At 69.9% G+C, this 23,104-nt stretch carries 25 protein-coding genes and 1 riboswitch; of the genes, 14 read left to right on the top strand and 11 right to left on the bottom strand.

Annotation, left to right across the window (positions count from 1 at the left end; translation table 11 throughout):
* Positions 1-33: 33 nt before the first annotated feature.
* On the bottom strand, positions 34-360 hold the full coding sequence (locus tag ACFYOB_RS11875) for a hypothetical protein (RefSeq protein WP_388558138.1): 327 nt from the start codon (positions 358-360) through the stop codon (positions 34-36).
* Positions 361-611: 251 nt separating this feature from the next.
* Here ACFYOB_RS11875 and rpsF point away from each other — a divergent pair, with 251 nt between their 5' ends.
* The 4 genes from rpsF (at position 612) to rplI (ending at position 2,313) form a co-directional block, all read left to right on the top strand.
* Positions 612-902 (top strand): 30S ribosomal protein S6, encoded by a 291-nt coding sequence (rpsF, locus tag ACFYOB_RS11870; protein ID WP_004950685.1) that lies wholly within the window; start codon positions 612-614, stop codon positions 900-902.
* Positions 903-974: 72 nt separating this feature from the next.
* Entirely contained in the window at positions 975-1,568 is a 594-nt protein-coding gene (locus ACFYOB_RS11865) for a single-stranded DNA-binding protein (RefSeq protein WP_388558136.1), read from the top strand.
* A gap of 43 nt (positions 1,569-1,611) precedes the next feature.
* Positions 1,612-1,848, top strand: coding sequence for a 30S ribosomal protein S18 (gene rpsR / locus ACFYOB_RS11860; RefSeq protein ID WP_005315025.1), 237 nt, complete (start codon positions 1,612-1,614; stop codon positions 1,846-1,848).
* Between the two features lie 18 nt (positions 1,849-1,866).
* Entirely contained in the window at positions 1,867-2,313 is a 447-nt protein-coding gene (gene rplI, locus ACFYOB_RS11855) for a 50S ribosomal protein L9 (protein ID WP_360902748.1), read from the top strand.
* A 106-nt stretch (positions 2,314-2,419) separates the two neighbouring features.
* Here rplI and ACFYOB_RS11850 read toward each other — a convergent pair whose 3' ends face one another.
* On the bottom strand, positions 2,420-3,757 hold the full coding sequence (locus ACFYOB_RS11850) for an MATE family efflux transporter (protein WP_388558133.1): 1,338 nt from the start codon (positions 3,755-3,757) through the stop codon (positions 2,420-2,422).
* A gap of 452 nt (positions 3,758-4,209) precedes the next feature.
* Here ACFYOB_RS11850 and dnaB point away from each other — a divergent pair, with 452 nt between their 5' ends.
* Positions 4,210-5,679 (top strand): replicative DNA helicase, encoded by a 1,470-nt coding sequence (gene dnaB / locus ACFYOB_RS11845; RefSeq protein ID WP_328930346.1) that lies wholly within the window; start codon positions 4,210-4,212, stop codon positions 5,677-5,679.
* A gap of 9 nt (positions 5,680-5,688) precedes the next feature.
* Positions 5,689-7,074, top strand: a complete 1,386-nt coding sequence (locus ACFYOB_RS11840) for a serine hydrolase domain-containing protein (protein ID WP_388558130.1) — start codon at positions 5,689-5,691, stop codon at positions 7,072-7,074.
* 9 nt (positions 7,075-7,083) lie between these two features.
* Here the strand turns inward: ACFYOB_RS11840 and ACFYOB_RS11835 are convergent, their stop codons facing one another.
* Genes ACFYOB_RS11835 through ACFYOB_RS11825 form a run of 3 tightly spaced genes read right to left on the bottom strand, consistent with a single transcriptional unit; the run spans position 7,084 to position 9,688 of the window.
* Positions 7,084-8,259, bottom strand: a complete 1,176-nt coding sequence (locus tag ACFYOB_RS11835; RefSeq protein WP_388558127.1) for a winged helix DNA-binding domain-containing protein — start codon at positions 8,257-8,259, stop codon at positions 7,084-7,086.
* A gap of 57 nt (positions 8,260-8,316) precedes the next feature.
* Positions 8,317-8,778, bottom strand: coding sequence for a GNAT family N-acetyltransferase (locus ACFYOB_RS11830; protein ID WP_388558124.1), 462 nt, complete (start codon positions 8,776-8,778; stop codon positions 8,317-8,319).
* Positions 8,779-8,794: 16 nt separating this feature from the next.
* Entirely contained in the window at positions 8,795-9,688 is an 894-nt protein-coding gene (locus tag ACFYOB_RS11825) for a GNAT family N-acetyltransferase (RefSeq protein ID WP_388558121.1), read from the bottom strand.
* Between the two features lie 140 nt (positions 9,689-9,828).
* On the opposite strand from ACFYOB_RS11825, the gene ACFYOB_RS11820 reads away from it, so the two are divergent.
* Both ACFYOB_RS11820 and ACFYOB_RS11815 read left to right on the top strand, forming a co-directional pair.
* Positions 9,829-10,479 carry an HAD family hydrolase gene (locus ACFYOB_RS11820; protein WP_388558118.1) on the top strand — a complete coding sequence of 217 codons (651 nt, stop codon included), beginning with the start codon at positions 9,829-9,831 and terminating at the stop codon, positions 10,477-10,479.
* A 121-nt stretch (positions 10,480-10,600) separates the two neighbouring features.
* On the top strand, positions 10,601-11,809 hold the full coding sequence (locus ACFYOB_RS11815) for a globin domain-containing protein (RefSeq protein ID WP_388558115.1): 1,209 nt from the start codon (positions 10,601-10,603) through the stop codon (positions 11,807-11,809).
* Between the two features lie 40 nt (positions 11,810-11,849).
* Here ACFYOB_RS11815 and ACFYOB_RS11810 read toward each other — a convergent pair whose 3' ends face one another.
* The 5 genes from ACFYOB_RS11810 to ACFYOB_RS11790 form a co-directional block, all read right to left on the bottom strand.
* On the bottom strand, positions 11,850-12,329 hold the full coding sequence (locus tag ACFYOB_RS11810; protein WP_328926574.1) for an NUDIX hydrolase: 480 nt from the start codon (positions 12,327-12,329) through the stop codon (positions 11,850-11,852).
* Positions 12,330-12,388: 59 nt separating this feature from the next.
* Complete coding sequence (locus ACFYOB_RS11805) at positions 12,389-13,294, bottom strand: LysR family transcriptional regulator (protein ID WP_388558112.1); 906 nt, start codon at positions 13,292-13,294, stop codon at positions 12,389-12,391.
* Positions 13,295-13,470: 176 nt separating this feature from the next.
* Positions 13,471-14,643, bottom strand: a complete 1,173-nt coding sequence (locus tag ACFYOB_RS11800; protein WP_388558110.1) for a cystathionine gamma-lyase — start codon at positions 14,641-14,643, stop codon at positions 13,471-13,473.
* Complete coding sequence (locus ACFYOB_RS11795) at positions 14,640-15,131, bottom strand: low molecular weight protein-tyrosine-phosphatase (RefSeq protein WP_388558108.1); 492 nt, start codon at positions 15,129-15,131, stop codon at positions 14,640-14,642. Before ACFYOB_RS11795 ends, ACFYOB_RS11800 begins: the two co-directional genes overlap by 4 nt.
* A gap of 10 nt (positions 15,132-15,141) precedes the next feature.
* The gene (locus ACFYOB_RS11790; RefSeq protein WP_388558106.1) at positions 15,142-15,522 is read right to left on the bottom strand and encodes a phage holin family protein; all 381 of its coding nucleotides are present in this window, start codon (positions 15,520-15,522) and stop codon (positions 15,142-15,144) included.
* Between the two features lie 89 nt (positions 15,523-15,611).
* On the opposite strand from ACFYOB_RS11790, the gene ACFYOB_RS11785 reads away from it, so the two are divergent.
* The 4 genes from ACFYOB_RS11785 (at position 15,612) to ACFYOB_RS11770 (ending at position 17,874) form a co-directional block, all read left to right on the top strand.
* The gene (locus ACFYOB_RS11785; protein ID WP_328926569.1) at positions 15,612-15,929 is read left to right on the top strand and encodes a cupin domain-containing protein; all 318 of its coding nucleotides are present in this window, start codon (positions 15,612-15,614) and stop codon (positions 15,927-15,929) included.
* A 145-nt stretch (positions 15,930-16,074) separates the two neighbouring features.
* Positions 16,075-16,302, top strand: a complete 228-nt coding sequence (locus ACFYOB_RS11780) for a DUF5326 family protein (RefSeq protein WP_388558104.1) — start codon at positions 16,075-16,077, stop codon at positions 16,300-16,302.
* 279 nt (positions 16,303-16,581) lie between these two features.
* On the top strand, positions 16,582-17,328 hold the full coding sequence (locus ACFYOB_RS11775; RefSeq protein WP_388558101.1) for an IclR family transcriptional regulator: 747 nt from the start codon (positions 16,582-16,584) through the stop codon (positions 17,326-17,328).
* A gap of 96 nt (positions 17,329-17,424) precedes the next feature.
* A complete protein-coding gene (locus ACFYOB_RS11770; RefSeq protein WP_388558098.1) occupies positions 17,425-17,874 on the top strand; it encodes an SsgA family sporulation/cell division regulator in 450 nt (149 codons plus the stop codon).
* A 79-nt stretch (positions 17,875-17,953) separates the two neighbouring features.
* Here ACFYOB_RS11770 and ACFYOB_RS11765 read toward each other — a convergent pair whose 3' ends face one another.
* A complete protein-coding gene (locus ACFYOB_RS11765) occupies positions 17,954-19,369 on the bottom strand; it encodes a YibE/F family protein (protein WP_388558095.1) in 1,416 nt (471 codons plus the stop codon).
* Positions 19,370-19,408: 39 nt separating this feature from the next.
* A riboswitch (TPP riboswitch) is annotated at positions 19,409-19,554 on the top strand.
* Between ACFYOB_RS11765 and thiC the strand changes: the two genes are divergently transcribed.
* Both thiC and ACFYOB_RS11755 read left to right on the top strand, forming a co-directional pair.
* Entirely contained in the window at positions 19,548-21,335 is a 1,788-nt protein-coding gene (gene thiC / locus ACFYOB_RS11760; protein ID WP_388558092.1) for a phosphomethylpyrimidine synthase ThiC, read from the top strand. Its footprint overlaps the riboswitch before it by 7 nt.
* 713 nt (positions 21,336-22,048) lie before the next feature.
* Positions 22,049-23,014, top strand: coding sequence for a hypothetical protein (locus ACFYOB_RS11755; RefSeq protein ID WP_388558090.1), 966 nt, complete (start codon positions 22,049-22,051; stop codon positions 23,012-23,014).
* Positions 23,015-23,104: the final 90 nt, after the last annotated feature.

Below are 23,104 nucleotides of genomic sequence, written 5' to 3'. Positions count from 1 at the left end.
TGCCCCGTCGCGGAGGTACCCCGGTCAGCCCGGTCAGCCGCCGAAAAGGCCGCCGTGGAACATGCCGAGGAAGAAGCCGATGGCAGACGCGCCAAGGCCGATGATCAGCGCGAAGCGCTCGCGTGTCGTGACGGAGACGAATTGTCCGTACGCGCCGGTCAGGATCCCGATCAGCCCGGACCACGTGGTGAGCAGGTGCAGGTTGTGGAAGAAAGCCGTGACGAACGCCACGGCTCCGAGGATCAAGGTAGCCGCCATCAGGGTGTCCTGCAGCGGATGGGGCTTGCCGTCGGTGGACAAGAGCGAGATCGACGGGGGCGAGGGCTGGGGCGAGGACTGGGGCCGCATTGCCTGTGCCATCGGAAGGCACCTCCTGGCTGACGCAGAGCGGTGCTGCGGGCTTTCTCCGGCGGGGGCCGAAGGCATAGCACCGAGCACACCCGATGGATACAGATTGTGGCCTCCTCCTGCCGGATTTCAACCGGAAGGAGTCGAGCAGGTAGTCTGTACGGTCTGCGCGGTGTCTGCTCTGCGGATGCCGTGCGCACGCATCACGACCCTCCTGCCACGGAACGACCGTGGCCGCTGAGTCCAAAGGAGGTGGGTTCCACATGCGTCACTACGAAGTGATGGTCATCCTCGACCCCGATCTCGAGGAGCGCGCTGTCTCCCCGCTGATCGAGAACTTCCTCTCCGTCGTCCGTGAGGGCAACGGAAAGGTCGAGAAGGTCGACACCTGGGGCCGTCGTCGTCTCGCTTACGAGATCAAGAAGAAGCCCGAGGGCATCTACTCGGTCATCGACCTTCAGGCCGAGCCTGCGGTCGTCAAGGAGCTTGACCGACAGATGAACCTGAACGAGTCGGTTCTCCGGACCAAGGTCCTTCGCCCCGAGACCCACTGAACTTCGGTTCAGCGGTAATCGGGACCGAGTAGCACAGCAGCCCAGCAGCAATCCCCGCCGAGAGGTTCATCCATGGCAGGCGAGACCGTCATCACGGTCGTCGGCAATCTCGTCGACGACCCCGAGCTGCGCTTCACCCCCTCGGGTGCGGCGGTCGCGAAGTTCCGTGTCGCGTCCACCCCCCGCACCTTCGACCGTCAGACCAATGAGTGGAAGGACGGCGAGAGCCTGTTCCTGACCTGCTCGGTGTGGCGGCAGGCGGCGGAGAACGTCGCCGAGTCCCTCCAGCGGGGCATGCGCGTCATCGTGCAGGGCCGACTGAGGCAGCGGTCGTACGAGGACCGTGAGGGTGTCAAGCGCACGGTCTACGAGCTGGACGTCGAGGAAGTCGGCCCCAGCCTGAAGAACGCCACGGCCAAGGTCGCCAAGACCACCGGTCGCGGTGGCCAGGGTGGGTACGGCGGCGGTCAGCAGCAGGGCGGCGGCGGTGGCAACTGGGGCGGAGCCCCCGGTGGCCAGCCGCAGCAGGGCGGCGGAGCTCCCTCCGACGACCCGTGGGCGTCCAGCGCGCCGGCCGGTGGCCAGCAGCAGGGCGGCAGCGGGGGCGGTTGGGGCGGAAGCTCCGGCGGCTCCGGCGGTGGCTACTCGGACGAGCCGCCCTTCTAGGGCAGCTCGCATCCCCACTTCTTGATTTCACAGGAGAGACACAATGGCGAAGCCGCCTGTGCGCAAGCCTAAGAAGAAGGTCTGCGCGTTCTGCAAGGACAAGACCGCGTACGTGGACTACAAGGACACGAACATGCTGCGGAAGTTCATTTCCGACCGCGGCAAGATCCGTGCCCGCCGCGTTACCGGCAACTGCACGCAGCACCAGCGTGACGTCGCCACGGCCGTCAAGAACAGCCGTGAGATGGCGCTGCTGCCCTACACGTCCACCGCGCGATAAGGAAAGGGTGACCGACTAATGAAGATCATCCTGACCCACGAGGTTTCTGGCCTCGGTGCCGCCGGCGATGTCGTCGACGTCAAGGACGGTTACGCTCGCAACTACCTGGTCCCGCGTGGTTTCGCGATCCGCTGGACCAAGGGTGGCGAGAAGGACGTGGCGCAGATCCGCCGCGCCCGCAAGATCCACGAGATCGCGACCATCGAGCAGGCCAACGAGGTCAAGGCCAAGCTCGAGGGTGTGAAGGTCCGTCTGGCCACCCGCGCGGGTGACGCCGGTCGTCTCTTCGGTTCCGTGACCCCGGCCGACATCGCCACGGCGATCGAGTCCTCGGGCGGCCCGAAGGTCGACAAGCGCCGCGTCGAGCTGGGCTCCCCGATCAAGACCCTCGGTTCGTACCAGGTCTCCGTGCGCCTGCACGCCGACGTGGCCGCGAACGTGGGCGTCGAGGTCGTCGCCGCCTAAGGGCAGCGCATGCGAAGGGCCGCACCCCACTGGGGTGCGGCCCTTCGTCGTTGTCGGGTGCGTCGATGTTTCACGTGAAACATCGACGACGGGGGACGGCCGCCGGCTAGCGGGTGGCTCCTGCGACCAGCCACCGGCCCGAGCGGGCGCGGAGCTGGAGGGTGACCATCCGGACCAGCATCATCAGCGTCATGGCCCACCACAGCGTCGTCAGGCCGCCCCCGAGGGCCGGCACGAGGAGCGCCGCCGGGGTGAACACGGCCAGTGTCAGCAGCATCGCCCAGGCCAGGTAGGGGCCGTCGCCCGCACCCATCAGGACCCCGTCGAGAACGAAGACGATGCCGGAGACGGGCTGGGAGAGGGCCACGACCAGGAGCGCGGGCAGCAGGGCGTCCTCGACCGCCGGATCGCTGGTGAACAGCGGAATGAACACGGGGCGGGCCAGGACGACCAGCAGGCCGAGCACGATGCCCGCCGCGATTCCCCACTGCACCATCCGTCGGCAGACGGCCTTGGCGCCTTCGGTGTCGCCGGCGCCAAGGTAGCGGCCGATGATCGCCTGGCCGGCGATCGCGATGGCGTCCAGGGCGAAGGCGAGCAGGCTCCACAGCGCGAGCAGGATCTGGTGGGCCGCGATGTCGGCGTCGCCGAGCCGGGCGGCCACGGCGGTCGCGATCATCAGGATGGCCCGCAGGGACAGCGTGCGGACGAGCAGGGGAGCGCCGGCCTGTGCGCAGGCCCGGATTCCCGCGATGTCGGGGCGCAGGGAGGCGCTGTGCCGCCGGGCGCCGCGTACGACGACGACGAGGTAGGCAGCGGCCATGGCGCACTGGGCGATGACCGTGCCCCAGGCGGAGCCGGCGATCCCGAGTCCTGCACCGTAGACCAGGAGGACGTTCAGGGCGGCGTTGAGGGCGAAGCCGCCGACGGCCACGTAGAGCGGCGTACGGGTGTCCTGGAGGCCCCGGATGACGCCCGTGGCGGCCAGGACCATGAGCATGGCCGGGATGCCGAGCGCGGAGATCCGCAGATACGTGATCGCGTACGGGGCGACGGTGTCGGAGGCCCCGAACAGGGAGATCAGCCCCGGGGCCGCGGGCAGGACCACGGCGATGACGACCGCGCCGATCAGGAGGGCGAGCCAGATGCCGTCCATGCCCTGGCGGATCGCCGCCTGAAGGTCGCCCGCTCCGACCCGGCGCGCGACGGCCGCGGTGGTGGCGTACGCGAGGAAGACGAAGACGCTCACGGCGGTGGTGAGCAGAGCGGCGGCGATGCCGAGGCCGGCCAGCTGGGGTGTCCCGAGATGCCCGACGATGGCGCTGTCGGCCATCACGAAGAGCGGTTCGGCGACGAGGGCGCCGAAGGCGGGGACGGCGAGCGCGAAGATCTCTCCGTCGTGCCGTCTCGGAGCAGCCTTCGGTGCGACGGGGGCCTGTGTCATGTGCTCAATCTAATCTTCCACAGGTAATAGATGCAAGGCTCGTTGGATCCTTACCAAGGCGCTGACTTGCGCGTTCTCCCCAACCCGTTGGAGGCGATCTTGGGACAGTGGCCAAGAATTTTTGGGCCCACTGTCCGTGGAGGAGGAAATTGCAGGTCAGGTGGGGTGTCGGGGTGGGTCGGGTGATTTTGTCCACAGCGTCGTCCCCCGGTCCGTGCACAGCTTCCAGGGACTTACCCACAGCATTGGCGCCGTCGTCCACATCTCATCCACACACCCTGTGGATAACAAGATTGGCTGACGCCGCTCGCGGCCCTACCGTGGTGCGTTGCCCGACTCGCCAACAGCCGAATCGGGTGCCCCATTTGTCAGAGCCGTGTCGTAGAAAGAATGGCACGGCGAGGTCCGCGTTGCGGACGGGAGGAGGCGGCCCGGTGAGCATGCCCGAGCCCATGGACGACCCTTGGGCCGACAGCGGTCCGAGTGACCGTCTGCCCGCCCGTACCCGCCGCAACAGCGAAGGCCGCGGCCGCGGGGACGAACAGCACGACCGGGGCCGCGAGGGCGGTTCCTGGGACGGCGGCGGCGGTGCCGGCGGCTTCGAGCGCGTCCCCCCGCAGGACCTCGACGCCGAGCAGTCGGTGCTCGGCGGCATGCTGCTGTCCAAGGACGCGATCGCCGACGTCGTGGAGGTCCTCAAGGGCCACGACTTCTACCGGCCCTCGCACGAGACGATCTACCAGGCCATCCTCGACCTGTACGCCAAGGGCGAGCCGGCAGACCCGATCACCGTCGGCGCCGAGCTGACCCGGCGCGGAGAGATCAGCAAGGTCGGCGGTGCCTCGTACCTGCACACGCTGGTGCAGTCCGTCCCGACGGCCGCGAACGCCGAGTACTACGCGGAGATCGTCCACGAGAGGGCCGTCCTGCGACGGCTGGTCGCGGCCGGTACGAAGATCACACAGATGGGCTATGCGGCCGACGGCGACGTCGACGAGATCGTCAACAGCGCCCAGGCCGAGATCTACGCGGTCACCGAGCAGCGGACCTCCGAGGACTACCTGCCGCTGGGCGACATCATGGAGGGCGCCCTCGACGAGATCGAGGCGATCGGTTCGCGCAGCGGCCAGATGTCGGGCGTGCCGACCGGCTTCACCGACCTCGACTCGCTGACCAACGGCCTGCACCCGGGCCAGATGATCGTCATCGCCGCCCGTCCCGCGATGGGCAAGTCCACGCTCGCGCTGGACTTCGCCCGCGCCTGCTCCATCAAGAGCAACCTGCCCAGCGTGATCTTCTCCCTCGAAATGGGGCGCAACGAGATCGCGATGCGCCTGCTCTCGGCGGAGGCCCGGGTGGCGCTGCACCACATGCGCTCCGGCACGATGACGGACGACGACTGGACCCGGCTGGCACGCCGGATGCCGGACGTGTCCGCCGCGCCGCTGTACATCGACGACTCCCCCAACCTGTCGATGATGGAGATCCGGGCCAAGTGCCGTCGGCTCAAGCAGCGCAACGACCTCTCCCTCGTGGTCATCGACTACCTCCAGCTGATGCAGTCGGGCGGCTCACGCCGTCCCGAGAGCCGTCAGCAGGAGGTCTCGGACATGTCCCGAAACCTCAAGCTGCTGGCGAAGGAGCTGGAGGTCCCGGTGATCGCGCTCTCCCAGCTGAACCGTGGTCCCGAACAGCGCACCGACAAGAAGCCGATGGTCTCCGACCTGCGTGAGTCGGGTTCGATCGAGCAGGACGCGGACATGGTGATCCTGCTGCACCGTGAGGACGCGTACGAGAAGGAGTCGCCCCGCGCGGGCGAGGCGGACCTGATCGTGGCGAAGCACCGTAACGGCCCGACGGCGACGATCACCGTGGCCTTCCAGGGCCATTATTCGCGGTTCGTGGACATGGCCAACACGTAGCATCCGATCATGGATGAGCTTTCTGAGGACCTGGAACTTCTCCCTTCCACCCGACGTGCGCTGAGGCACCGGATCGCCGTCGCGCAGAGCGAAGGACGGGCGCCGTCCGTGGTGGCGGCGGTCACGCGCGGCGGGCAGGTGGTCTGGGAGGGCTCCCGGACCTCGGTGGAGGGCCATGGTCCGGACGGGAACGTCCAGTACCGGATCGGGTCGATCACCAAGACCTTCACCGCCGTGCTGGTGATGCGGCTGCGCGACGAGGGGCTGCTGGCGCTCGCGGATCCGCTGGAGAAGCACCTGCCGGGGGCCGGCACCGGTGAGGTGACCATCGCCCAGCTGCTGTCCCACACCGGTGGACTGGCGGCGGAGACGCCCGGCCCGTGGTGGGAGCGCACCCCCGGTGAACTGCGCCCCGAGCTCGCCGACGTGCTGGGTGAAGAGCCGTTCAAGCACATGCCGGGGACCCGGCACCACTACTCCAACCCGGGTTACACGCTGCTGGGTTCGCTCGTCGAGGCGCTGCGCGGGAAGCCATGGGAAGAGGTGCTGCGGGCCGAGGTCCTGGAGCCGCTCGGGCTGGACCGGACGAGTGTGCTGCCGCAGGCGCCGAACGCGGGCGGCTGGGCGGTGCATCCGTGGGCCGACGTGATGATGCCCGAGCCGCTGGAGGACCTCGGGCTGATGGCTCCGGCGGGTCAGCTGTGGTCCACGACAAGGGACTTGGCGCGGTTCGCGGACTTCCTGCTCCGGGGTGACGAACGGGTGCTGACCGTGGAGTCCGTACGGGAGATGCGTACGCCGGCCGCGCCCCCGGAGCCCGGTTCCGCCGATCTCGGCTACGGGCTGGGGATGCAACTGGTGGCCCACGGCGTGTACCGGCTGGCGGGGCACAGCGGATCACTGCCCGGGTTCGTCGCGGGGCTGTGGCTGAGCGAGGCGGACGACGTGGCGGCGGTGGCGCTGGCGAACTGCACCTCGGGGCTCGCGGTCGCGACGCTGGCCGCGGACCTCGTGGGCATCGTCGCGGAGGCCGAGCCGCGGATCCCGAAGCCGTGGCGGCCCTTCGCGGAGTCCGACCAGGTGCCGCTGGAGCTGTGCGGCCCCTGGTACTGGGGGACTTCCGCGCAGGTGGTGCGCCTGAATGCGGACGGGTCGCTGGAGCTGGGACCGGTGGGCCCGATGGGGCGGACGGCCCGCTTCCGGGCGGAGCCGGACGGCAGTTGGACGGGCCTGAACGGCTACTACGCGGGGGAGACGCTGCGGGCGGTGCGCCGCGAGGACGGCTCGGTGAGCCACCTCGACCTGGCGTCCTTCGTGTTCACGCGGGAGCCGTACGAGGCCGGGGCCCCGGTGCCCGGCGGGGTGGACCCGCAGGGCTGGCGGGGCATCGGCTGACACCTGCGCTCACGCGACGAGTTCGCGTTCCAGCGGGGTGCGGAAGCGCGGGGTGATGCGGGCGTCGCCCACCCATTCCCCGAGACGGGCGGCCTCGGCTGCGACCGCCTTCTCGGCGGCGCCGCCGGGGCTGCCCAGCATCCGCCAGACGATTTCTCCGTCGGGGCGCTGGGCCCAGCCGCCGACGATCTCGCCGTTCCACCACACGGTGGGGCCGATGTTGCCGGCGTAGTCGAAGAGGGCGGGCTTGTGGGCGGGGTCGAGGTGGAAAGCGCGGTCGGCCCAGCCCATGCCGGTGGGGTCGAGGCCGGGCAGCAGGGCGGCCCAGGGCTCCGGGGCCGGTTCGGGTGCGGTGTCGCCAGGGCTGACGAGGGCGGTGGTCCCGTCGTCGAGGCGTACCTGGTCGGGGCCGATGGCAGCGAGGGCCTTGCGGACATCGGTGGGGGTCCAGCCGGTCCACCACTTGAGGTCGGCCTCGGTTGCCGGACCGTATGCGTGGAGCCAGCGGCGGGCGATCTCGGCGCGGGCCTCGGCTGGGGGTACGGTGGGCCAGGGGGCGGTGTGGACCCAGCGGTACTGGCTGGAGGTCCATGATCCGCGCGGGCGGTCGCGGCGGATCCGGCCGTCGGCGGCCAGCAGGCGGATGACTCGGCTGGCCACACCGGTCTGCGTCTCGTGTTTCTTGCCCCGGAACACGGTGATCTTCTGCCGCAGGGCGGGGACGGCCGCGGACAGCTGGCTGCCGGTGGAGGGCCCGCGGCTGTCGAGGGCGTCGAGCGCGGCGGCCTCCGCCTGGGCCAGCCAGTCGGCGTCGAGGCCCTGGCCGTCCTCTTCGAGGTGCTTGATGAGGGTGCGGCGCTCCTTGACCGCGATGCCGCGGGCGGTGGAGGAATCGACGTACGGGGCGAGGTCGGTGGAGACCGCGAAGAGCGTGTTGCGCATGCTCAGCAGCCGGACCAGGCTCACGTCCTCGTAGAGCGCCCGCTCGATCGCGTCGGGTCCGCCTTCGGTGAGCCGGGCGCGGGCGGACAGGAAGATGGTCGCGGCATCGGTCGCGTGCAGGGCGACGACGGCGTCCGCTGCCTCGGGAACCGTGGTGGCGCGGGTCGAGGGAGCCAGCCGGTGGCGCCGGCCGAGGCGGTGGCGGCGATCGGCGGTGCTGATGAGGGGGAGGCTGGGGCTCATCTTCCTGATCGTAGGCCGGGCCGCCGGCACAGGGGCCCGGCCTGCCGATCGGGCCGGTCAGAGCTGTAATTTGAACCCGACGTGGGAGGCGGCGAAGCCGAGCCGCTCGTAGAAGCGGTGGGCGTCGGTACGGCTCGCGTCCGAGGTCAGCTGCACGAGGTCGCAGTTCTCGGCGCGGGACTTGTCGATGGCCCATTCGACCATGCGGGTGCCCAGGCCGCTGCCGCGCTCGTCGGCGTGGACGCGGACGCCTTCGATGATGGATCTGGTGGATCCCTTGCGGGAGAGGCCCGGGACGATCGTCAGCTGGAGCGTGCCCACGACCCGGTCCGCGTGGACGGCGACGACCAGGTGCTGGTTCGGGTCGTCGGTGAGGCGCTCCAGTGCCGCGCGGTACGGCGTGAGGTCGTCCGGGGATTCGCGGGTGGCACCGAGGGGGTCGTCGGCGAGCATGGCGACGATGGCGGGCAGATCGGCCTCTGTGGCAGGGCGAATGGCGAGTTCGGGAGCGTCGGTCACGTCGGGGCTCCTTGTCTCAGCCCGCGGCCACGGTGAGCGGTGCCCAGCGGCGGGTCCAGTCACCGGGCAGGCCGGGGATGTCGCGGGTCATGACAGCGTTGAAGGCCACGGAATCGAGGCCGCGGTCCTTGAGCCAGGCGAGGAGTTCCTCGTGGCGTACGTCGACGTCGGTGCGCAGAGGCCGGTCGGTGCCCTGGGCGAGTGCGGTGACGAGGGACTGGGCGGTGGCGGTGTCTTGGGCGATCAGCGGCCCGATGACATGGGTGTCCATGTTGGGCCAGGCTGCGGCGTAGCCCGTGAGGGTGCCGTCGCCGCCGCGGTCCTCGGCGACGATGAGCTGGTCGGCGAAGGCCGGCAGCCGGGTGATCATGTGGGTGCGGTCGCTGCCGAAGACCTCGGCGTCCAGCCGCAGGATGCGCGGGAGGTCCTCGGCGCGGGCCGGCCGTACCCGGGTGGTGCCGTAGGTGCCGGGGGTGTCCGCAGCCTGGAAGTCCCCGCGGAGCATCTCGGCGCGGCCCGTGGTCTCGAAGCCGAGCTCCTCGTAGAGGGGGCGGCCATAGGGGGTGGCGTGCAGGGTGAGGGGGATGCCCTTGAGCACGTCGTCGCAGACGTACGTCATCAGGCGGCGTCCCAGGCCCTGGCGGGCGTAGCGGTCGGCGACGAGGACCATCCCGATGGCGGCGAGTTCCGGTTCGGCGTGGGTTCCTCCGTACCGGCTGACGACGCAGGCGGCGGCGAGTCCTTTCCCGTCCGGGGCATCGACGCCGTAGCCGCTTCCGGCGGCGAGGAGGAGGCCCCATTTGTGCTCCTCGCGGAGCCAGCCTCGGTCTTCGGACAGGTCGGCGCAGAGGCGGAGATCGTCCATGGTCAGCGCTCGGATGGGCAGATCATTGAGGTGTGGTGGTGTCACCGGCCCAGACTGGATCATCGATCAGGAGCCGTCCAGGGGATTTGCGCGTCGATGTTTCACGTGAAACAAGCCGATGTTTCACGTGAAACATCGGCTTGTGTCGACCCGCGGTGGGCGGGGGAGAGCTAGCCTCGACGGCTATGACTACCCTGCACCTCTTCGACCTCGACGGGACGCTGATGTTCGGCTCGGCGGCGCCGGTCGAGATCTCCCGGCAACTCGGGCTGAGCACCGAGATCGCGGAGCTGGAGCGGTCCTTCGGCGCACGGGAGATCGGGCCGCAGGAGTTCTCGGTGGCGGCGCATGCGCTGTGGGCCGAGTTGACGCCCGCGCATGTCCGGGCGGCGTTCGACGGGTCCCCGTGGCTGGCGGGCATCAAGGACGTGTGGCGGGAGATCCGCGAGCGTGGGGACTACTGCGCGGTGATCTCCTTGTCGCCGTCCTTCTTCGTGGAACTGCTGATGGAGTGGGGCGCGCACGCCGCACACGGGTCGGTCTTCCCGGCGGTGCCGTTCGCCGGGCCCATGGAGGTGGACGGGATCCTGACGCCCGAGGGCAAGGTCACGGTCGCGGACCGGCTGTGCGAGCGGTTCGGGGTGAGCCGGGGCGACTGCGTCGCCTACGGGGACTCGATGACCGACGCGGTGCTCTTCGAGGTGGTGCCGGTCTCGGTGGCGGTCAACGCGAGGCCCTATCTGGCGGAGCGCGCGACACACGTCTACGAGGGGCGGGACCTTCGGGAGGCATACCAGCTTGTTGGGGTGCCACGCCCGGGAGTTGAGGCATCTTAGGAGGAAAGTGGGTTCGAAGCGCAGATTTTCCGCGTTTCCCCGCAGGCCTTTGAGTCGGCTGGCACGCTGTGGAGCCCGGAACCACGGAATCACAGGCCGTGGCGTGTGCAGACCGACCGAGATGCTCGAAGCGAGGCACCGCATGGACGCTCCGCCCACCAGATCGGCCAGCCGGGGGACGTCCCGGATACCCGTCGAGGGCGGTGCGATCGAGCCCTCGCCGGATGCCGTGCTCATCCGCCGGACCCTCGCGGAGATCGCACCCGTCGCCGACAAGGTGACCTCGTACTTCTACGCCCTGGTGTTCACCGGACATCCCGAAGTGCGCGGCATGTTCCCCGCCGCCATGGACACCCAGCGCGACCGGCTGCTGAAGGCGTTGCTGACCGCCGCCGAGCACATCGACAATCCCGCGGTACTGACCCCTTATCTGCGTCGGCTGGGCACCGGGCACCGCAAGTACGGCACCATGGCGGGCCACTATCCGGCGGTGGGTGAGGCCCTCGTGGGTGCGCTGGCCCGCTACGCGGTGGCCACCTGGGGGCCGGAGACGGAGGCCGCGTGGGTGCGGGCCTACACCGCGATCTCCCAGATCATGATCGACGCGGCGGCGGAGGACGAGGTCAGGGCCCCGGCGTGGTGGCACGCGGAGGTGGTCTCGCACGATCTGCGCACCTCGGACATCGCCGTGCTGACCGTCCGCCCCGATCAGCCGTACGCCTTCGTCGCCGGCCAGTACGCCAGCCTGGAGACCCCGTGGTGGCCCCAGGTGTGGCGGCACTATTCCTTCGCCTCGGCGCCGCGCGCCGACGGACTGCTGTCCTTTCACGTCAAGGCCGTGCCCGCGGGGTGGGTCTCCAACGCGCTCGTACGTCACGCCCGCCCGGGGGACGTGCTGCGCCTCGGTCCGCCCGCCGGCTCGATGGTGGTGGACCACACGACGGACAACGGGATGCTGTGCCTGGGCGGGGGCACCGGAATCGCCCCGATCAAGGCGTTGATCGAGGACGTGGCCGAGCACGGTGAGCGGCGGCCGGTGGAGGTGTTCTTCGGGGCGCGCAGTGACCACGACCTGTACGACAAGGACACGCTTCTGGGGTTGCAGCGCTCGCTTCCGTGGCTGTCGGTGCGCCCGGTGATCGGCGACTGGCTCTCCGGGCAGCTGCCGCAGGCGGTCGGCGAGCACGGGCCGTGGAGTTCGTACGACGCGTTCATCTCAGGGCCACCCGCGATGATCCGCAGTGGGGTGGACGAGCTCAAGCGGATCGGGATACCGGGTGAGCGGATCCGGTACGACGCGGTGGAGGAGCTGGCGGGCGTGGCCGGCTGAGACCGGCGGGCGTTCCGCCGGTCACGGTCGGTCCGGGTCCTCAGCCCAGGTCGGGTGCGTGCATGGCGCGGACGCCCTCGATGTTCCCGTCGAGGTAGTGCCGCAGGGACAGCGGGACGAGGTGGACGGCTGCGATGCCGACCCGGCTGAAGGGCACGCGGACGATCTCGTACTCGCCCTCCGGATGGTCGATCTCGGGGCCGTGCCGTTGGCTGGGGTCCATCGATTCCAGGTGGCAGACGAAGAAGTGCTGCACTTTGACGCCGGTCACTCCCCCGTCGGCGATGTGCTCGACGGTGTCGACGAAGCAGGGCACCACATCGGTGATCTTCGCGCCGAGTTCTTCGTGGACCTCCCGGTGGAGGGCGTCGACGACGGTGGCGTCCGTGGACTCCACTCCGCCGCCGGGGGTGAGCCAGTACGGATCGACGCCGGGCTTGGTGCGCTTGATGAGGATCAGGTCGTCACCGTCGAGCAGGATCGCGCGGGCGGTGCGTTTGACCACGGGACGTTCGGTCATGGGAGAAGCGTGGCCCACCACTCCGCTTCTGAAACGCGCCAGGGGCCGGAAACGGCGGCTTACCAGTGCGCAGCGGCGCGCAGCAGCCGGTCGTGGGCCCGGGCGAGGTGGGCGAGGGCGAGACTGCCGGTCCGCACGACCAGGAACCAGGTGCGCAGCGGGGGGACGGGAGGATCCGCCAGGGCCACGATCCGGCCGCTGTCGAGAGCGTCCTGGCAGAGGTAGCGGGGGAGGACGGCGAGCCCGGCGCCGGCCTGGACGCATTCCAGTACGGCCCGCAGGTCGGGGGCGACCACGGTGGCGGCGAGGGCACCGGCATCGGGCCGGGTGTCGAAGACGGCGGCCCAGTAGCGGGTGACGAGCGGCAGGGTCTCGTGGACCTCGACGAGCGGGACGCCGGCGAGAGCGGCGGGGCCCTCTTCGCGCACCCGGTCCTGGCCTACGAGGGCGGCCCAGTAGGGCGCGGCGACCAGGACGTGCTCCTCGTCGCACAGCGCGGTGACGGTGAACAGTCCGCCCCGGGGGTGGGCGGTGGTGACGACGAGGTCGTGGTGGCCGGCTGCCAGTCCGTCGAGGGTCTCCTCGGCGCCGCTCTGGAGGGCGGCGCGCAGGGTGTGGCCCTGTCCGACGAGGGGCGCGAGGGCCGGGAGCACCCGCAGGCACAGGAACTCGGGGGGCCCGGCGACGTGCAGGGAGCGCAGGGTGCCCGCCGCCTCCCGTCCGGCCTCGGTGATCCGCAGCAGGGCGTCGAGGTGCGGGGCGGCCTTGTGGGCGAGTTCGTCGCCCACGGCGGTAGGGGTGACACCGCGGGCGCGGCGGTGGAACAGGGGGCGGCCCAGCTGGCGTTCGAGGGTGCGGATCTGCGAGGTGACGGCCGGCTGGGACAGTCCCAGGAGCGTGGCGGCCCGGGTGAAGGAGCCCGCCCGGTGCACGGCGATGAAGGTGCGCAGCAGTGCCAGATCCATCGCGGCACCTCTCGGTGGGGGCCTTCAACTATAAATATGCCGATAGCCCCCTGTCTTTACCGTGATTGGACTCTGACACAGAGTCAACTAGCCTTGTCGCGTGGTTCTTCACGTGCGGAACCCGGGGCGGTCCGAGCCACGAGGGGGGAGGCTCGGACCGCCGTTCCACAGCCTGTTCAGCCGTCGGCCGCCGCGAGGCCGAGTGCGCGCAGGACGTCCGCGACGAGGTCCTCGGTGTCCTCGGCTCCGGCGGAGAAGCGGATGAAGCCCTCCGGCACGGCGTCGCCGCCCCACCGTCCGCGCCGTTCGGCGGTGGACCGTACGCCACCGAAGCTCGTCGCGTCCTCGACGAGGTGCAGGGCCGCCATGAACCGTTCGGCGTGCGCGCGGTCCGGGAGCGTGAAGGAGACCACCGAGCCGAAGCCCCGCATCTGCAGGGCGGCCGTTTTGTGGGAGGGGTCCGAGGCCAGGCCCGGGTAGCGCAGCCCCGTCACGTCCGGGCGGCCGGCCAGTGCCTCGGCGACGGCCAGCGCGTTGGCCCACTGGCGCTGCGCGCGCAACTGGATGGTGGCCAGGGAGCGGTGGGCGAGCCAGGCCTCCATGGGACCCGGGATCGCTCCGACGATCTTGCGCCACTTGCGGACGCGGGCGGCGAGCTCCGCGTCGCGGCAGACGACGTACCCGAGCAGCAGGTCGCCGTGGCCGGTGAGGCCCTTGGTGCCGCTGGCGACGGAGAAGTCCGCGCCGAGTTCGAGGGGCCGCTGGCCGAGCGGGGTGGCGAGGGTGTTGTCGACGGCGACCAGGGTTCCGCCGGCGTGCGCCGCGTCCACGAGGCGTCGTACGTCGCACACGTCGAGCCCGGGGTTGGAAGGCGTCTCGATCCACAGCAGCCGGGCACCGTCGAGCTCCGCGAGCTGCCCGTCGCCGCCGGTCGGGGCGGTGCGTACGTGGACCCCGTACTCCTCCAGCTGTTCCCGCAGCAGGGGCAGGGCCTGGTAGCCGTCGTCGGGAAGGACCACGGTGTCGCCGGTGTGCGTCTGGGAGAGGAGGACGGCGGAGACAGCGGCCATGCCGGAGGCGAAGACGATGGTGTGCACGTCCTGCCCGGGGGCTTCCAGCTCTCCGACGGCCCGTTCCAGCAAGGTCCAGGTGGGGTTGGTGTCGCGGCCGTAGGTGTACGGGCCCTCGACGTCGCCGGGGAGGTGGAAGTGTGCGGCGAAGACCGGTCCGGGCAGGGGCGGTTCGTTCTTGACGGGCTCGGGCAGTCCGGCGCGGACGGCCACGGTGCCGTCGCCGAGCCGGGCAGCCCCGGGGCCGGGGTCGTGGTCGTCGTGGTGGGGGGAGTTCACGCGGTGTGCTCCTTCATGGCCTCGCATACGGCGTCCAGCAGGCCCGGACTCGCTGCCTCGACCAGCTCCAGGCACTCCTCGAACCCGTCGAGCGAACCGTAGTAGGGATCCGGTACGTCGGTCTCGTCGGCCGCGGCCGACGGATCGTAGGACCTCAGCAGCCGGACCTTGGCGGCGTCCCGAGGGGTGGGTGCGAGCGCCCGCAGGTCCCGCATGTGCCCGGCGTCGAGCGCGATGACCAGGTCGAGGCGGTCGAACCAGGAGGACCGGAACTGCCGGGCCCGGTGGTCCTGCTCGTATCCGGCGGCCTCCAGGACGGCGACGGTGCGCGGGTCGGCGCCGTCGCCCTCGTGCCAGCCTCCGGTTCCGGCGCTGTCGATCTCGATCAGGGCGTCCAGCCCGGCTTCGGCGACGTGGGCACGGAACACGGACTCGGCCATGGGCGAGCGGCATATGTTGCCCGTGCAGACGAAGCACACGCGGTACATGGCAGCCCGTTCAGTTCTTGTCGGGGAGGATCATGTTCACGGCCCACGAGACGATGGAGATGATCAGGCCGCCGACGACTGCCGTCCAGAAACCGTCGACGTGGAAGCTGAGGTCGAGCAGGTCGGCCAGCCATGAGGTCAGCAGCAGCATCAGGGCGTTCACGACCAGGGTGAACAGGCCGAGGGTGAGGATGAACAGCGGCAGCGAGAGCAGCTTCACCACGGGCTTGACGATGACATTGACCAGGCCGAACACCAGGGCGACCAGCAACAGGGTGAGCGTCCTGCGGCCCAGACTGCTGCCGTCGTCGAGGGTGATGCCGGCGAGCAACCAGATGGCGACGGCCAGGGCCGCCGCGTTGGCGAGCGTCTTGACTACGAAATTGGTCATGTGTCTGATCGTGGCAGAGAAGCTCCCGGTGGGACATCCGCAGATCAGCGGATGTGCGGGAACGATTGAGTACAAGGGGCGCAACCACGATGAAAGCCTTTCGTCTTGACGAGCTCGAAGCGGAGCGGGTCGCCAACGACGGCGCCTATCTGCAGTTCGTGCGCGAGCGGAACATGTCGGTCGGGCTGTACGCGCTCGACGCCGGGCAGAGCGATCCGCAGCAGCCGCACCGTCAGGACGAGGTGTACTTCGTCGTGAGCGGCCGGGCCTCGATCACGGTCGGGGAGGAGACGACGACGGTGGCGCGCGGCAGCGTCGTCTACGTCCCGGCGGGAGTCCCGCACAAGTTCCACCACATCAGCGAGGACCTGCGCGTGATGGTCGTCTTCTCCCCGCCGGAGAGCTGAGCGGCCCCCGGCCGGATGAGGGTCGCGCCCCTGGTCCCCCTAGGGGGCGGATCAGGGGACTGCGGGGGCTCGTGGGCCCCCGCGGCAGTCCGCGGACTCCTAGCATCGAGAGCAGGAAGTCACGGACGAGGAAGAGGACGAGGACATGGACGGCATCCGACAGATTTTCGCAGGCATGCCCTGGTGGGTTAAGTGGGTCGCCGTTCCGCTGCTGGCGCTGTTCGTCTTCGGCGGTGTGATCACGAGCATCCTGGGAGCCCTGATCGGCTTCGTCTTCAAGCTGCTGCTCTTCGTCGGCCTCGTCGGCGGCCTGATCTTCGTGGTGAAGAAGGTCAGCGGCGGCGGTACGAAGTCCTCCTCCGGTGAGTGGTAGGAGGACTCGGCCCGGGCGCTCCCGGGATTGAGCCAAGCGGGGGAACAGGGCGCGCGAAACCACTCATACTCCGGGAGTCGGTGGATAGAGTGGCAATCTGTGCCGTTCCCTGGGCACCGAAAGCCGGTACCACCGCTCTGACCTGCGGTCGCGTTGAGCAGCCGCCGAGCACAACCCCCAGGAGTCACGGCATACGCGGGGGCGGCCCCCGCAGGGCGGGCCCCCAAGGCCCGCCGCCACGCCTGGGGGTGAGCTGTGTCTCCGGTTCCCAACGCCGGTGTGCCGACTCTGATCGGTTCGGTTCAGCGGGCGCTGAGGCTGCTCGAAGCGGCGGGCTCGCACGGAGCGGGAGCGCCGGCGAAACAGCTGGCCCGCGAGGCCGGCCTCCCGCTCCCCACCGCGTACCACCTGCTGCGCACCCTCACGCACGAGGGCTATCTGCGGCGGGAGAGCGGAGTCTTCGTCCTCGGCGACGCGGCCGGGCGGCTGGCCGGCGGAGGGCTCCAGCAGAAACGTCGCAGCATGATCCTCGACTCCCTCGCGCACTTCCGCGACGCGGTCGGGGCCCCCGTCTACTTCGCGGTCTTCCGCGAGGGTGAGATCGAGGTCGTGGGCGTCTCGGACACCCCGGCCAGCCCGGCTTGCGAGGAGTGGGCGGATTTCCGTGAGACCGGCCATGCGCACGCCATCGGGCAATGCCTGCTCGGCCAGCTCGACGAGAAGACGCGCAAGGACTACTACGACCGGCACCCGGTCGAGCCCATCACCCCTTACACCGTGTCGGATCAACGTTCGCTGGAACACCGGATCGGTTCTCTGGAGCGAATGCAGCCTGTGATCGAGCGCCAGGAATATGCCTTGGGCACGGTATGTGCGGCGATCCCCATCACGGCAGGCGACACCGCCGCGACCATGGCGATTTCCCTTCCCTTGCACCAGGAAAATCAGTTGCTGTATGTAGTCGATCGACTACGGAGTGAAGTAGGCGCGCTGTTGAGCACCCTCTCCTTCTCTATCAGTATCTGAAAACTCACTCCTTGTGATCTGCCAGCGCTTCCACCACCCTTGTCAAGAGGGCCCTGGGGGTCATTCCTGGCCACTTCCACTACAGCGGGGTAGGCAATGCGCGAGTCGGTACAGGCAGAGGTCATGATGAGCTTCCTCGTTTCCGAGGAGCTCTCGTTCCGGATTCCGGTGGAACTCCGGTACGACGCTCGGGACCCCTACGCAGTCCGCCTGACCTTCCACCTTCCCGGAGACGCGCCCGTGACCTGGGCGTTCGGCCGGGAGCTCCTCCTCGACGGCATCAACAAACCGTGCGGCGACGGCGATGTGCGCATCGCCCCGACCGATCCCGAGGACTTGTCCGATGTCCACATCCGCCTCCAGGTCGGCGGCGACCGGGCGTTGTTCCGCGCGAGCGCGGCGCCGCTCGTCGCGTTCCTCGACCGCACCGACCGGCTCGTTCCGCTCGGTCAGGAGCGCAACCTGGGTGACTTCGAGGAGTACCTTGACGAGGCGCTCGGCAAGATCCTGGCCGAATCGCGGCAGAACGAGCAGAACGCGGGCTGACGCGGGCTGACGCGCTGCCGCGCGCGCACTGACGCGCGGCGCCGGCCGCTCAGTTCTCCCGCAATCCCGCGACCACCTCTCAGCGCTTGCGGCGGCGGCCCCGGCCGCCGCGGGCCGGCCCCGAGGCCGTCCCGGCGACCGGGGTCCCCGGCCGGTCGGCCGACACGACCAGGGCTGCCAGCGCCGTCGTCACAGGAACCGAAGCCACGAGGCCGATCGAGCCCACGAGGGTCCGTACGATCTCCACCGCGACCAGCTCGCTGTTGGCCACCGACCCCATGCTGCTGTTCGCGATCGAGAACAGCAGGAGCAGGGGGAGTGCGGCACCCGCGTAGGCCAGTACGAGCGTGTTGACCACCGACGCGATGTGGTCGCGACCGATCCGGATGGCCGCCCGGTACAGGGCGCGCGACCCCATCGAGGGGTCGGCCTGGTGGAGTTCCCAGACAGCGGAGGTCTGGGTGACCGTCACATCGTCGAGCACGCCCAGCGATCCGATGATGATGCCCGCGAGCAGCAGACCGCTCATGTCGATGTCCGGGTAGAGCCCGTGGATCAGGCCCGTGTTGTCGTCGGTGTTGCCGCTGAGGAACGCCCAGTCGATGAAGACCGAGCCCAGCAGCCCGATCAGCAGCAGCGAGACGAGCGTGCCGAGGACGGCGACCGAGGTGCGGGCGGTCAGCCCGTGGCAGATGTACAGGGCGATGAGCATGATGGCGCTCGCCCCGATGACGGCGACGACCAGCGGGTTCGACCCCTGCAGGATGGCCGGGAGGATGAAGAGGGTCAGCACGCCGAAGCTGATGACCAGCGCGATCAGTGCGAACACCCCGCGCATCCGGCCGACCAGGACGACGGCGAGCGCGAAGATCCCGGCCAGCAGTGCCAGGGGGAACTTGCGGTTCACGTCGATGACCGAGTACTGGAGGTCCCGAGGGGCGTCCGGCGCGTACGCGACCACCACCTCCTGACCCTTCGCCAACTGCCGTGGCGCGCCCGGCTGGACGATCTCCACGAAGGTGCGGCCCTTGTCCGGTCCGGTGCCGACCTCGACGGTGGCCTTCTTGCACTCGCCGGTCTGCGCGGCCTGGGCCTCGCGGCCCTCTGGTGTCGACGTGTTGCCGGTGGGCGGCACCTGCGAGGCGTTCACCGATTTGCAGTCGACCTGTTCGAGCGTGACGACCGTGCCCTGCTGAGTCTGCCGGTCGAAACCGACACCGGTGCGCTCGTGGGCGGGGGCGCCGCCCGGCCAGAGCACGACCATGCCGGCGAAGACGGCGACGGCGAAGGGGATCAGCACGGCCGCGATGACCTTGCGCAGGTGCTTCGAGACGGGGGCTGCCGGACCGTGGCCGTGGCTGTGCCCGTGACCGTGCCCATGGCTGGGCTCGCGGGAGTGCGCGTGGTCAGCGTGGCCGGTGGGGTCCGTGGGCTCGGTGGGGGGCTGCGGCGAGGTCGTCACCAGCAGATCATCGCAAGAGATGCGGGGGCCCACTGTTCAGCACGCCATGGATGGCGCTAGCGTGGGGACACCTTTGCACAACGCGGGAGCTCGGAGCACCGGGCTGAGAGGACGCTGATCACCGTACGCGCATCACGGATGCGTACGGGAGGAGGCTGCGTCGACCGCCGAACCTGTTACCGGGTAATGCCGGCGTAGGGAGATAGGTCTCATGACCATTCAGGACGCACGCACGCCTGCCGTCAGCCAGGACGCCGACGGCCAGACCGAGCGCCAGCCGGGCTGGCACAAGGGGTACGTGGCGGGCTCCCGCCCCGACATCCGGGTGCCGGTCCGCCAGGTCCACCTCACCAACGGCAAGGACGTGACGCTCTACGACACGTCCGGTCCGTACACCGACCCCCAGATCGAGACGGACGTGCGCCGGGGTCTCGCGCCGCTGCGCGAGAACTGGATCATCGGCCGCGGGGACACCGAGGAGTACGCGGGACGTCCCGTGCGTCCCGAGGACGACGGCATCAAGCACACCTCGCCGCGGGGCGGGCTCAAGAACCTCGACGCCGTCTTCCCGGGCCGTCCCCGCCAGCCCCGCCGGGGCCGTGGCGGCGCCGCCGTCACGCAGCTCGCGTACGCCCGCCGGGGCGAGATCACCCCGGAGATGGAGTACGTCGCGATCCGCGAGAACGTCTCCCCCGAGGTCGTCCGCGAGGAGATCGCCGCAGGTCGCGCGGTGCTTCCGGCGAACGTGAACCACCCGGAGATCGAGCCGATGATCATCGGCAAGCGGTTCCTGGTGAAGGTCAACGCCAACATCGGCAACTCCGCCGTCACTTCCTCCATCGAGGAGGAGGTCGACAAGATGACCTGGGCGACCAAGTGGGGCGCCGACACGGTCATGGACCTCTCGACGGGCCGCAACATCCACACCACGCGCGAGTGGGTGCTGCGCAACTCCCCCGTCCCGATCGGCACCGTCCCGCTCTACCAGGCGTTGGAGAAGGTCGACGGCCGCGCCGAGGACCTGACCTGGGAGATCTACAAGGACACGGTCATCGAGCAGGCCGAGCAGGGCGTCGACTACATGACGGTGCACGCCGGCGTGCTGCTGCCGTACGTGCCGCTGACCGCCCGCCGCAAGACCGGCATCGTCTCCCGTGGCGGGTCGATCATGGCCGCGTGGTGCCTGGCGCACCACAAGGAGAACTTCCTCTACACGAACTTCGAGGAGCTCTGCGAGATCCTCGCCACGTACGACGTCACGTATTCGCTGGGTGACGGCCTGCGCCCCGGTTCCATCGCGGACGCCAACGACGCGGCGCAGTTCGCGGAGCTGAAGACGCTGGGCGAGCTGAACACGATCGCCAAGCGCCACAACGTGCAGACGATGATCGAGGGCCCGGGCCACGTCCCGATGCACAAGATCAAGGAGAACATCGACCTCCAGCAGGAGATCTGCGAGGAGGCGCCGTTCTACACGCTCGGCCCGCTGACCACGGACGTCGCGCCCGCGTACGACCACATCACCTCGGGCATCGGCGCCGCGATGATCGCCTGGTGGGGCACCGCGATGCTCTGCTACGTCACGCCCAAGGAGCACCTGGGCCTGCCGAACCGTGACGACGTGAAGACCGGCGTCATCACGTACAAGATCGCGGCGCACGCGGCGGACCTCGCCAAGGGCCACCCGGGCGCCCAGGAGTGGGACGACGCCCTGTCGGACGCGCGGTTCGAGTTCCGCTGGGAGGACCAGTTCAACCTGGCCCTCGACCCGGACACGGCCCGTGAGTTCCACGACGAGACGCTTCCCGCCGAGCCGGCCAAGACCGCTCACTTCTGCTCCATGTGCGGTCCGAAGTTCTGCTCGATGAAGATCTCGCAGGACATCCGCCGTGAGCACGGCGGCGACCTGAAGGCCGAGGAGATCCAGGCGGGCATGGCGGAGAAGTCCGCCGAGTTCGCGGCCTCGGGCAACCGCGTCTACCTGCCGCTGGCCGACTGAGCCGGTCGACAGGAGCCACGGAGCGGACCCGCGACCCTATGGGGGGAGTCGCGGGTCCGCCCGTTTTTTGCGTCGGAGTGCTCCCGCTCGCCACGGCCGTCATAGCGGCCGTTGGTGTCGCATCGCTGATCCGATAAGTGGACTCATCTGCGAGTTGTCCCGCCACTCGCGGCAGAGCTTCCCACGCTGACCGATGTGTGGCCGGAGAGCCCCGGCCACACATCGGTCGAGCGGTTTCGAGTAGGAGTGCTATGAGCCCCGAAAACAGGACCAGGTCAACGACGCTCGGACCACTGCCGAGAAGGAGCAGATGGCTGACGGGCGGCACCCTCGCATCGCTCGCCCTGGTCATGATGGGAGTCGCCAGCCCCGCCTTCGCCGTTGCTCAGAGCATTCAGGCGGCCGGGCGGGTGAACGCGGCGAGCTCCACCGGTGGAGACCAATGCAAGCCGAATGGGCATCACCACCGCCAGGACGAGGATCCGGACGACGACCCGAGGGCCGCGGGCATCGAGTCCGGGCCCGCCGGTGACGACAGGTGCGAACAGGGCAGGCGGGGCCCGACAGGGCCGACGGGCGCGAGGGGTGCGACGGGCGCCACGGGTGCTCCGGGTGTGGACGGTGCGACGGGCGCGACGGGCGCGACGGGCGCGAGGGGTGCGAGGGGCGCGACGGGCGCGACGGGTGCTCCGGGTGCGGACGGTGCGGATGGCGTGGACGGTGCCACGGGTGCGACCGGTGCCACGGGTGCGACGGGTGCGACGGGCGGTACGGGTGCTCCGGGTGCCGACGGCGCGGATGGCGTGGACGGTGCGACCGGTGCCACGGGTGCCACGGGTGCGACGGGTGCCACGGGTGCGACGGGTGCTCCGGGTGCCGACGGCGCGGATGGCGTGGACGGTGCGACCGGTGCCACGGGTGCCACGGGTGCGACGGGTGCGACGGGTGCGACGGGTGCTCCGGGTGCCGACGGCGCGGACGGCGCGGATGGCGTGGACGGTGCGACCGGTGCCACGGGTGCCACGGGTGCGACGGGTGCCACGGGTGCGACGGGTGCGACGGGTGCGACGGGTGCTCCGGGTGCCGACGGTGCGGACGGCGCGGATGGCGTGGACGGTGCGACGGGTGCGACCGGTGCGACGGGTGCGACGGGTGCTCCGGGTGCCGACGGTGCGGACGGCGCGGATGGCGTGGACGGTGCGACGGGTGCGACCGGTGCCACGGGTGCCACGGGTGCCACGGGCAGTACGGGTGCCACAGGTACTACCGGTGCGACCGGCGCCACGGGTACCGGGCCCTGCGACGACATCGACAGCTCCGCGCCTTCGAACACCGTGTCGTTCAGTGCCGCTCTCACGAACGGCATCGCCTACGTCGGCCGCGCGGCCACGGCCGGAGGTGTGCCTGTTTGGCAGGACCTGACGAACGCGGACAACCCGGGATTCCCCTTCGGCAAGGCCTGCGGCATCTCGATCATCGAGCAGGGCAGCAACTCGTACGTAAAGGTCGTGACGACGGACGGGAAGGTCTACCAGACACACGGTGACACCAACGGCACCAGCTTCACCTGGGACGAGGGGTGGACCGAACTGACCCCCGCCCCGACGCCCGGAACCCTCCGGGGCAAGGAATTCAAGGGAGACCTGATGCGCAGAGCATCCCGGGGCCACCTCCCCTAGAGCAGCCGCTGCGGCCGGCCGACGCGACGGCCCAGCGCAACGACTGGAGGGCGCCGCTCCACGGCCTGTCGGCCCGGGCGACGCCCTCCG

This window comes from Streptomyces sp. NPDC006463, assembly GCF_042870715.1.
Taxonomy (GTDB): domain Bacteria; phylum Actinomycetota; class Actinomycetes; order Streptomycetales; family Streptomycetaceae; genus Streptomyces.
Note: the sequence above shows the minus strand (reverse complement) of the source record. Positions and strands in the feature narration are given on the sequence as shown.

Bases quoted from the DNA above. Each gene is read 5' to 3' on its own strand.
- ACFYOB_RS11875 (WP_388558138.1), bottom strand. From the start codon at position 360: ATGGCACAGGCAATGCGGCCCCAGTCCTCGCCCCAGCCCTCGCCCCCG.
- rpsF (WP_004950685.1), top strand. From the start codon at position 612: ATGCGTCACTACGAAGTGATGGTCATCCTCGACCCCGATCTCGAGGAG.
- ACFYOB_RS11865 (WP_388558136.1), top strand. From the start codon at position 975: ATGGCAGGCGAGACCGTCATCACGGTCGTCGGCAATCTCGTCGACGAC.
- rpsR (WP_005315025.1), top strand. From the start codon at position 1,612: ATGGCGAAGCCGCCTGTGCGCAAGCCTAAGAAGAAGGTCTGCGCGTTC.
- rplI (WP_360902748.1), top strand. From the start codon at position 1,867: ATGAAGATCATCCTGACCCACGAGGTTTCTGGCCTCGGTGCCGCCGGC.
- ACFYOB_RS11850 (WP_388558133.1), bottom strand. From the start codon at position 3,757: ATGACACAGGCCCCCGTCGCACCGAAGGCTGCTCCGAGACGGCACGAC.
- dnaB (WP_328930346.1), top strand. From the start codon at position 4,210: ATGGACGACCCTTGGGCCGACAGCGGTCCGAGTGACCGTCTGCCCGCC.
- ACFYOB_RS11840 (WP_388558130.1), top strand. From the start codon at position 5,689: ATGGATGAGCTTTCTGAGGACCTGGAACTTCTCCCTTCCACCCGACGT.
- ACFYOB_RS11835 (WP_388558127.1), bottom strand. From the start codon at position 8,259: ATGAGCCCCAGCCTCCCCCTCATCAGCACCGCCGATCGCCGCCACCGC.
- ACFYOB_RS11820 (WP_388558118.1), top strand. From the start codon at position 9,829: ATGACTACCCTGCACCTCTTCGACCTCGACGGGACGCTGATGTTCGGC.
- ACFYOB_RS11815 (WP_388558115.1), top strand. From the start codon at position 10,601: ATGCTCGAAGCGAGGCACCGCATGGACGCTCCGCCCACCAGATCGGCC.
- ACFYOB_RS11810 (WP_328926574.1), bottom strand. From the start codon at position 12,329: ATGACCGAACGTCCCGTGGTCAAACGCACCGCCCGCGCGATCCTGCTC.
- ACFYOB_RS11805 (WP_388558112.1), bottom strand. From the start codon at position 13,294: ATGGATCTGGCACTGCTGCGCACCTTCATCGCCGTGCACCGGGCGGGC.
- ACFYOB_RS11795 (WP_388558108.1), bottom strand. From the start codon at position 15,131: ATGTACCGCGTGTGCTTCGTCTGCACGGGCAACATATGCCGCTCGCCC.
- ACFYOB_RS11790 (WP_388558106.1), bottom strand. From the start codon at position 15,522: ATGACCAATTTCGTAGTCAAGACGCTCGCCAACGCGGCGGCCCTGGCC.
- ACFYOB_RS11785 (WP_328926569.1), top strand. From the start codon at position 15,612: ATGAAAGCCTTTCGTCTTGACGAGCTCGAAGCGGAGCGGGTCGCCAAC.
- ACFYOB_RS11780 (WP_388558104.1), top strand. From the start codon at position 16,075: ATGGACGGCATCCGACAGATTTTCGCAGGCATGCCCTGGTGGGTTAAG.
- ACFYOB_RS11770 (WP_388558098.1), top strand. From the start codon at position 17,425: ATGCGCGAGTCGGTACAGGCAGAGGTCATGATGAGCTTCCTCGTTTCC.
- thiC (WP_388558092.1), top strand. From the start codon at position 19,548: ATGACCATTCAGGACGCACGCACGCCTGCCGTCAGCCAGGACGCCGAC.